The sequence below is a fragment of the Coprococcus sp. LG101-27 genome, assembly GCF_027695515.1.
Classification (GTDB): Bacteria; Bacillota; Clostridia; order Lachnospirales; family Lachnospiraceae; genus Allocoprococcus; species Allocoprococcus comes.
The window spans coordinates 1-7,597 of sequence record NZ_JAQEUJ010000045.1 but is presented as its reverse complement, the minus strand read 5'-3'; the positions used below and the strand labels follow the sequence as shown (position 1 = coordinate 7,597).

The window sequence follows — 7,597 nt, the reverse complement described above, 5'->3', positions numbered from 1 at the left end:
GGTGAAGGTTCAAAGGTTATTTGCAAAGACTAATTTGAAAAATCCTTTTTTTGAAACTGGAAAATCGGAAGCTGAGGAGATAGACTATTGAGAACATATGAGAATAAAGACGAGCTTAAAAACGAGATAAATAAAAGCTTTGCAAAGTATATTTCAGAATTTAATGATATTCCGGAGCATTTAAAAGATAAGAGAATTGATGAGGTCGATCGAACTCCGGCAGAAAATCTTGCTTATCAGGTTGGCTGGACAACTCTTGTTATTAAATGGGAATCAGACGAAAGAAAGGGTATTCCTGTCAAAACTCCTTCGGATAATTTTAAGTGGAATCAGCTTGGCGAATTATATCAATGGTTCACAGATACATATGCTCAGCTGTCACTGCAAGAATTGAAAGACAGATTGAATGAGAATATCAACTCTATTTATGTAATGATTGATTCTCTGAGTGAGGAAGAATTATTTAAACCACATATGAGAAAATGGGCTGACGAAGCAACTAAAACAGCTGTCTGGGAAGTATACAAATTCATACATGTTAATACAGTTGCTCCGTTCGGAACCTTTAGAACCAAGATTAGAAAATGGAAAAAGATTGCACTATAACTTCCAGTTTGCCAACTTGCCCTTTGAGAGAGGAGAAATCCCTTTCCCAAAGGGCTTTTTCTATTTATACGGATATTCGCAAACTACAAGATAAAGCCAAAACTTCATATACTCTAAGCACAAGGAGGTTGAGGTTTGGCTATGAATAACAGTTTAGCAGAAGTACACCCGGAGCTTGTTTCGGAGTGGTCGGAAAAGAATTTAACGCTTACGCCTGATGACATTACTTTCGGTTCAAATAAAAAAGTATGGTGGAGAGGTGCTTGCGGTCATGAATGGCAGGCAAGCGTTAAGGCTCGTTCTAATGGAGAGAAATGTCCGATATGTTCCGGTGCGAGAGTGATTGCAGGTATTAACGATTTGGCGACATTAGAGCCACTATTGGTAAAGCAGTGGTCGAAAAAGAATAAGATAAAACCGACAGAGGTTTCTATTGGCTCTCATAAGAAAGTGATTTGGAGATGTGAGAAAGGACACGAGTGGGAAGCTGCCGTTAAGAGCAGGACAATAAATAAAACAGGTTGTCCGTACTGCTCTCATAATAAAGTGTTGGCAGGATTTAATGACTTTGCAACACTTCTGCCGGGTATAGCTGCCGAGTGGTCGGATAGAAATTATCCGTTACTTCCAACTCAGGTTACGGTCTTTGCTAATCGTAAGGCTTGGTGGAAGTGTAAGGATTGCAGAAGAGAGTGGAACACCCTTATTTCTACTCGTTCCGGTGGGAGCAAATGCCCGTATTGCAGTGGGTACATATTCCTGAAAGGGTTTAACGATTTGCAGACAACACACCCTGAAATTGCTTCGGAGTGGTCGGAGAAGAACTTGCCATTGAAGCCTGATGAAGTAAATGCAAAGTCGAGGAAATGGCTATGAATATTCAGGAAAGGAGGACGCAAGAAGTGTCAAACTGCAAAACGATTGCCATCTGCAATCAGAAAGGCGGAGTAGGAAAGACCACCACTTCGGTCAATCTCGGAATCGGTCTTGCAATGCAGGGAAAGAAAGTATTACTTGTTGATGCAGACCCACAGGGAGATTTAACCACTTGTCTGGGGTGGCAGGATACGGACAGTCTGGGTATCACGCTTCGTATTTGTAACAACTTTGCTGATTTCAGTGGAAAGCCGAGTTCTGATAATGATATTCAATTGATGGTTTATTCCATACGGGAATAAATCTTCATCAAATCTTTATTTTTTTCTGTTAGGTTATATTTCAGTAAGAAATGAAATATAGAAGGAAGGATAGTAAAGATGGAAATGATGTTACAGACACAAAATCTATGTAAATATTTTAGAAAACAGAAAGCGGTAAATAATGTTTCACTTAATATCGAAAAGGGACAGATTTATGGACTGCTTGGACCGAATGGCGCTGGTAAATCTACCACATTGAAAATGCTGACCGGTATGATGAAACCAACTGCAGGAAAGATTTACTTTGATGGAAAACTTTTGGATAGGAAAGATTTATCAAAAATAGGAGCGTTAATTGAAAATCCGCCTATTTATGAAAATCTTTCCGCCAGAGAGAATTTGAAGGTAAGACAATTATTGCTTGGTACAGATGAAAACAGAATTGATGAGGTCTTGCAGATTGTATCACTTACAAACACCGGAAAGAAGAAAGCAGGACAGTTTTCTTTGGGGATGAAGCAAAGACTAGGCATTGCAATGGCATTGCTTGGAGAACCGGAACTTTTGATATTGGATGAACCTACGAATGGATTAGATCCAATAGGCATCGAGGAATTACGAGAGCTGATCCGGTCTTTTCCGGAACAGGGAATCACTGTAATTCTCTCCAGTCATATTCTCTCAGAGGTACAGTTACTTGCAGATAAAGTCGGGATTATTTCAGGTGGAATCTTAGGATACGAAGGAGCATTAAAGCAGGGAGATAATCTTGAAGATTTGTTTATGAATGTGGTAAGAAAAAACCAGAAAGCAGGTGAAATCCATGGTTAATATTATAAAAGCAGAACATCAAAAAGCCAAAAGAACCATGCGAAAAAAGTTTATCTGGGGATTTCCTCTTCTTACATTTGTCATGGCATTTATATTTACTCTTGGGATGACAAATGCTTATGCAGAAAGTGTTTGGAACTGGTGGTATACACTTTTGCTGCCGGGGATGATTGCTCTATTTTGTTATCTTTCTGTGGCGCAGGAGAAAAAGATAAAATACTATCATTTAATGACTATTCCCACAGACAGAAGAAAATTGTTGCTGGGGAAAATTATTTATATTGGGTACATGATTTTGTTTTCTAATGTGATTGTGTTTGCAGGAGCAACGCTTGGAGGCTTTCTTCTAACGACACATGTTCCAGTTGGAGGAGCGTTGATTGCAGTATTGTTTCTGACGGTTTCTGAGTTATGGGAGATTCCGGTAGCTTTATTTTTAAGTGAACGATTTGGAATGATTGTAAACCTGTTCGTCTGCCTATTTATTACCGTCAGCGGTGTGGTAATATCACAAACCAGAATCTGGTATGTACTTGTTTCTGCAATCCCTATGCGAATGATGTGCCCGTTGCTTCATGTTTTACCAAATGGACTTGCCGCAGAAGCAGGGAATCCTCTTTTGGATACGGGAGTCATTGTTCCGGGAATGTGTCTCTCAATCATCTGGTTTGTTTTTGTAACGGTTCTGTTTTTGAAATGGTTTGAGAGAAGAGAGGTGAAATAAGATGATTGGAAGATCTCTTAATGCAGACTTGCGAAAGATGAAAGGAACATCTGTGATTCTGGCACACTTACTGATTCCGATTATAACCAGCGTTATATTTTTAATATATTACTTTTTTTCACCATGGAATGAAAATATGAAAGTGATTGCATTTTATCAGGCAATAGGAGCAGGACTTCCGGTACTTATTGGAATTTTTACAGCAAGTGTGATGGAACAGGAACAAAATGCAGGTGATTTTCAAAATCTGTTGTCTTTACCGGATAAACCTGCAGCATTTTTATCGAAACTGTTGATGCTACTGGTTTTGTGTCTGTGCTCTATCCTATTGACAGTAATCATATTCGGAATTGGATTTGGAAGAATCGCATCAAGCGATATCGAAATCATGAAAGGATGTATATTTGCAGCATTGCTGCTGTGGGGAAGCAGTGTTCCACTTTATCTGTGGCAGCTGATTCTGGCTTTTCAGTTTGGAAAAGGGGTATCCATTGGAGCAGGGATTATATCAGGACTAATTAGTGCATTGATGCTTACCGGACTTGGAGATTATGTGTGGAAATATGTATTTGTCTGCTGGACGGGTAGAGTACCATATACTTATCTGCAATCTGTATTGGGAGAAACTAGTGTAGGTGAATGGTTGTCATTCATACCAGGTTGCTTAATATTTACAGGGATTAGTATGGTATACTATTTTTGGTGGGTAAACCACTGGGAAGGAAACAGAATATCGGAATAGAATCGAGGGAAACTATGGCAAAAATACTGGCAGTTGATGATGAACCGGCAATTTTGGAAATGATAGAAAGCATTTTGAATAAGGATGGACATCTGGTTACCAAAGTAAGTAATCCACTAAAAATTAATATGGAAGAATTACATCGTTATGACCTGATTTTACTGGACATTATGATGCCTGGAATTGATGGCTTCGAATTATGCAAAAGAATTAGGATATTTGTGGATTGTCCGATTTTGTTTCTTACGGCAAAAACGGAGGAAAACAGTCTGGTAAACGGACTTTCTTTAGGAGCAGATGATTATATTTCAAAGCCATTTGGAGTGATGGAACTTCGGGCAAGGATTCATGCACATCTTAGAAGAGAGCACAGGGAACATTCTGTCCGGATGGTTTTGGGGAGGGTCTGTATTCAAATATCTCAAAAGAAACTATTGGTTGATGATAAGGAACTTCCTCTTACGAAAGCGGAGTACGAAATTTGTGAATTCCTGGCTAAAAACAGGGGACAGGTTTTCTCGAAGGAACAGATATTGGAAGCGGTCTTTGGCTTTGACAATGAGAGTAATGACAGTACTATAATCACGCATATCAAAAATATAAGAGCAAAATTTGCGGATTATGATTATACACCGATAAAAACAGTCTGGGGGATTGGATATAAATGGGAAGAGTAAAGAGAAGCAATGCACTCAGCTGGATTTTTATGAGATATGTACTGGTCATGCTTGGATCATTAGTAGGTTTGGTGATTGTTGCTTGGCTGCTGCTGTACCTTTTGATTAGTGTGGGCTGTATCTATCCGGCGAATTATGCAGAGCAAAAGATTAATGAAGCATATGATACGATTTTACGTGCGGATAAAGTAACTGCTGAGATGATTCCTGCACTTTGTGATTATGTAATCTTTTCAGAGAATGGAGAGAAAATAGGTGGAGATCTGTCAGAACAATACGAACAGATAGCATGGAATGTTGCAAAGTACGGAAACGCATCCGGGAAATATTTTTATAAAGTAATTGTAAGGGAAAATGAATATGTTGTATTGCAATATCGCCTGACACCTCAATATCATTCAGCTTTTTTGAGGGAGCATTTTATAGGACCACAGAATGTGATGAGTATTATGTCAGTGATTGGAGCGGTAGCGATTATCATCATTCCGTCCATACGTTTTGGAAAAAGAATCAAAAAGCAGATGCAGCCTGTATTAGACGCAATCAGACAAATAAAGAATCAAAATCTGGAATATGAGACATCCTGTTCCGGTATCAAAGAGTTTGATGACTGTTTATCGGCAATCGATGATATGCGAGATGCATTGCGAGAATCTTTAGAAAAGCAGTGGAAAACAGAGCAGGAAAAGAAACAACAGATGTCTGCTTTGGCGCATGATATTAAAACACCTCTTACGATTGTACGGGGAAATGCAGAACTACTTTCAGAGACTGAACTGACCACAGAACAGAAGAATAATATCACTTATGTTTTGAACGGCACAACACAGATACAAAGTTATGTAAAACAGTTGATAGATGTCACAAAATCATGGAATTGCAGTGATGTTACCTATACAACGGTGAGGTTAGAAGATTTTTTTGCAGATATAAAGGAACAGGCACTCGGACTGGTAGAAATCTATCACCAGAAAATAGATTGGAAGGCGGGACAAAGTGATAAAAAGGTAACGATTGCTTATGATCCAATGTTCCGGGCCGTAATGAATATGATTCAGAATGCAGTGGAGCATACAAAAGAAAATGGAATCATTTATATTGACGCAAAGGAGCAGGATGGCCGGCTGACATTCATTGTGGAGGATAGCGGATCAGGATTTACAAAAGAAGCATTATTGCATGGCACAGAGCAGTTTTTTATGGATGACACAAGTAGAAATGGCGAAGCCCATTATGGGATGGGACTATTTTTTGCAAAAACTGTGGCTGAAAAATATGGTGGAGGTATTAAACTTTCAAATTCTGAAAATACAGGTGGGGCGAGGGTAGAAATATTTTTCCTGAGTAGTCAAGAAACAAGCTAAATAGACCGCAATTAAGCTATGTAAAAGAAATTTTACATGCTTTTATCTAATATGTAAAAGCCTTTTGATAGACATTACTACTACGTTTGCTGTAATCTCATGGAAGAAGGAGGCATACAGAATTATGATAGCTGATAAAATTAAAAATGCTCGTACTATTCTTTATTACATAACTATCATTATAGTTGTTCTCAAGTGTGGAGAAACGTGAAAAGCAGATGAAGATGGATTCAGCGGTGGATGATATACGCAGAAGATTTGGATTTTACAGTATCCAGAGAGGGCTCATGTACCGGGACAGGATTCTGTCGGCAGTCAATGCAAAAGAAGAACACACAGTACAGTTGTTACGGACACACTGATCACGGGAAAGAAACGGGTGCGGATTTATTATTAAGTGCTTTTGAGATATTGATAAAATATGTGAAGAAAAATAAGCAGATAAATGGATTTAATATAAAAATCGGAAGTTGGAGGATACAAGCATGAAAATTGTAATCATTAATGGAAGTGCCAGAAAAGGAAACACGTTGACAGCAATCAATGCATTTATAAAAGGAGCATCAGAAAAGAATGAAATTGAAATCATTGAACCTGACAAACTCAACATTGCACCATGCAAGGGATGTGGTGTCTGTCAATGCTCTAAGGGATGTGTCGATAAGGATGATACAAATCCTACAATTGATAAAATTGCTGCCGCAGATATGATTCTTTTTGCTACACCAGTTTATTGGTGGGGAATGTCAGCACAATTGAAACTTATCATTGATAAGTGCTACTGCCGTGGATTGCAGTTAAAAAATAAAAAAGTTGGCACGATTGTTGTAGGCGGTTCTCCCATAGACAGTATCCAGTATGAGCTGATTGATAAGCAGTTTGACTGTATGGCAAAATATCTTTCATGGGATATGCTTTTCAAAAAATCATATTACGCAACAGCCAGAGATGAACTTGAAAAAAACAAGGATTCCATGAACGAACTTGAGGGGATCGGAAAAAATTTATAAAGCACGTTCCAAATTCCAGTTTGCCAACTTGCCCTTTGAGAGAGGAGAAATCCTTTTCTCAAAGGGCTTTTTCTATTTATACAGATATTCGCAAACTACAAGATAAAGCTAAAACTTCATATACTCTAATCACAGAGGAAGTGGAGGTTTTGATATGAGTAACAGTTTAGCAGAAGTACACCCGGAGCTTGTTTCGGAGTGGCCGGAGAAGAACTTACCGCTTACACCTGATGACATTACTTTCGGTTCAAATAAAAAAGTATGGTGGAAAGGTGCTTGTGGTCACGAATGGAAGACAAGCGTTAAGGCTCGTTCCAATGGAGAGAAATGCCCGATATGTTCCGGTGCGAGAGTGATTGCAGGGATTAACGATTTGGCAACATTAGAGCCGCTACTGGAAAAGCAGTGGTCGGAAAAGAATAAGATAAAACCGACAGAAGTTTCTATTGGTTCCCATGGGGGGGCATACATTTCAGGAATTAGCGAAAGATGCAAAAGCAGTCT

10 protein-coding genes and 1 pseudogene are annotated in these 7,597 nt (G+C 38.8%); all 11 read left to right on the top strand.

Going from position 1 to position 7,597, the window contains the following annotated elements:
* The first annotated feature begins 87 nt into the window (after positions 1-87).
* Positions 88-606 (top strand): ClbS/DfsB family four-helix bundle protein, encoded by a 519-nt coding sequence (locus tag PG766_RS16500; RefSeq protein WP_055264514.1) that lies wholly within the window; start codon positions 88-90, stop codon positions 604-606.
* A gap of 141 nt (positions 607-747) precedes the next feature.
* The gene (locus tag PG766_RS16495; protein ID WP_243014410.1) at positions 748-1,482 is read left to right on the top strand and encodes a zinc-ribbon domain-containing protein; all 735 of its coding nucleotides are present in this window, start codon (positions 748-750) and stop codon (positions 1,480-1,482) included.
* Positions 1,483-1,508: 26 nt separating this feature from the next.
* Positions 1,509-1,697 (top strand): annotated as a pseudogene (locus PG766_RS16490) (ParA family protein); the annotation flags it as partial.
* A 165-nt stretch (positions 1,698-1,862) separates the two neighbouring features.
* A complete protein-coding gene (locus PG766_RS16485) occupies positions 1,863-2,576 on the top strand; it encodes a lantibiotic protection ABC transporter ATP-binding protein (protein ID WP_005609481.1) in 714 nt (237 codons plus the stop codon).
* Positions 2,569-3,300 carry a lantibiotic immunity ABC transporter MutE/EpiE family permease subunit gene (locus tag PG766_RS16480; RefSeq protein ID WP_004853398.1) on the top strand — a complete coding sequence of 244 codons (732 nt, stop codon included), beginning with the start codon at positions 2,569-2,571 and terminating at the stop codon, positions 3,298-3,300. The genes PG766_RS16485 and PG766_RS16480 overlap by 8 nt, the downstream gene beginning before the upstream one ends.
* A 1-nt stretch (position 3,301) precedes the next feature.
* Positions 3,302-4,042: a lantibiotic immunity ABC transporter MutG family permease subunit gene (locus PG766_RS16475; RefSeq protein ID WP_117824111.1), complete on the top strand. Its 741-nt coding sequence runs from the start codon at positions 3,302-3,304 to the stop codon at positions 4,040-4,042.
* A gap of 14 nt (positions 4,043-4,056) precedes the next feature.
* The gene (locus PG766_RS16470) at positions 4,057-4,719 is read left to right on the top strand and encodes a response regulator transcription factor (protein ID WP_118198855.1); all 663 of its coding nucleotides are present in this window, start codon (positions 4,057-4,059) and stop codon (positions 4,717-4,719) included.
* Positions 4,707-6,083, top strand: a complete 1,377-nt coding sequence (locus PG766_RS16465) for a sensor histidine kinase (protein WP_118198854.1) — start codon at positions 4,707-4,709, stop codon at positions 6,081-6,083. The genes PG766_RS16470 and PG766_RS16465 overlap by 13 nt, the downstream gene beginning before the upstream one ends.
* Positions 6,084-6,301: 218 nt before the next feature.
* Positions 6,302-6,445: a hypothetical protein gene (locus PG766_RS16460; protein ID WP_173690791.1), complete on the top strand. Its 144-nt coding sequence runs from the start codon at positions 6,302-6,304 to the stop codon at positions 6,443-6,445.
* Positions 6,446-6,568: 123 nt separating this feature from the next.
* Positions 6,569-7,093 carry a flavodoxin family protein gene (locus PG766_RS16455; protein ID WP_118198853.1) on the top strand — a complete coding sequence of 175 codons (525 nt, stop codon included), beginning with the start codon at positions 6,569-6,571 and terminating at the stop codon, positions 7,091-7,093.
* A gap of 154 nt (positions 7,094-7,247) precedes the next feature.
* Positions 7,248-7,597 (top strand): zinc-ribbon domain-containing protein (locus PG766_RS16450; protein WP_270591349.1); only part of this gene is annotated, 350 nt, incomplete at its 3' end.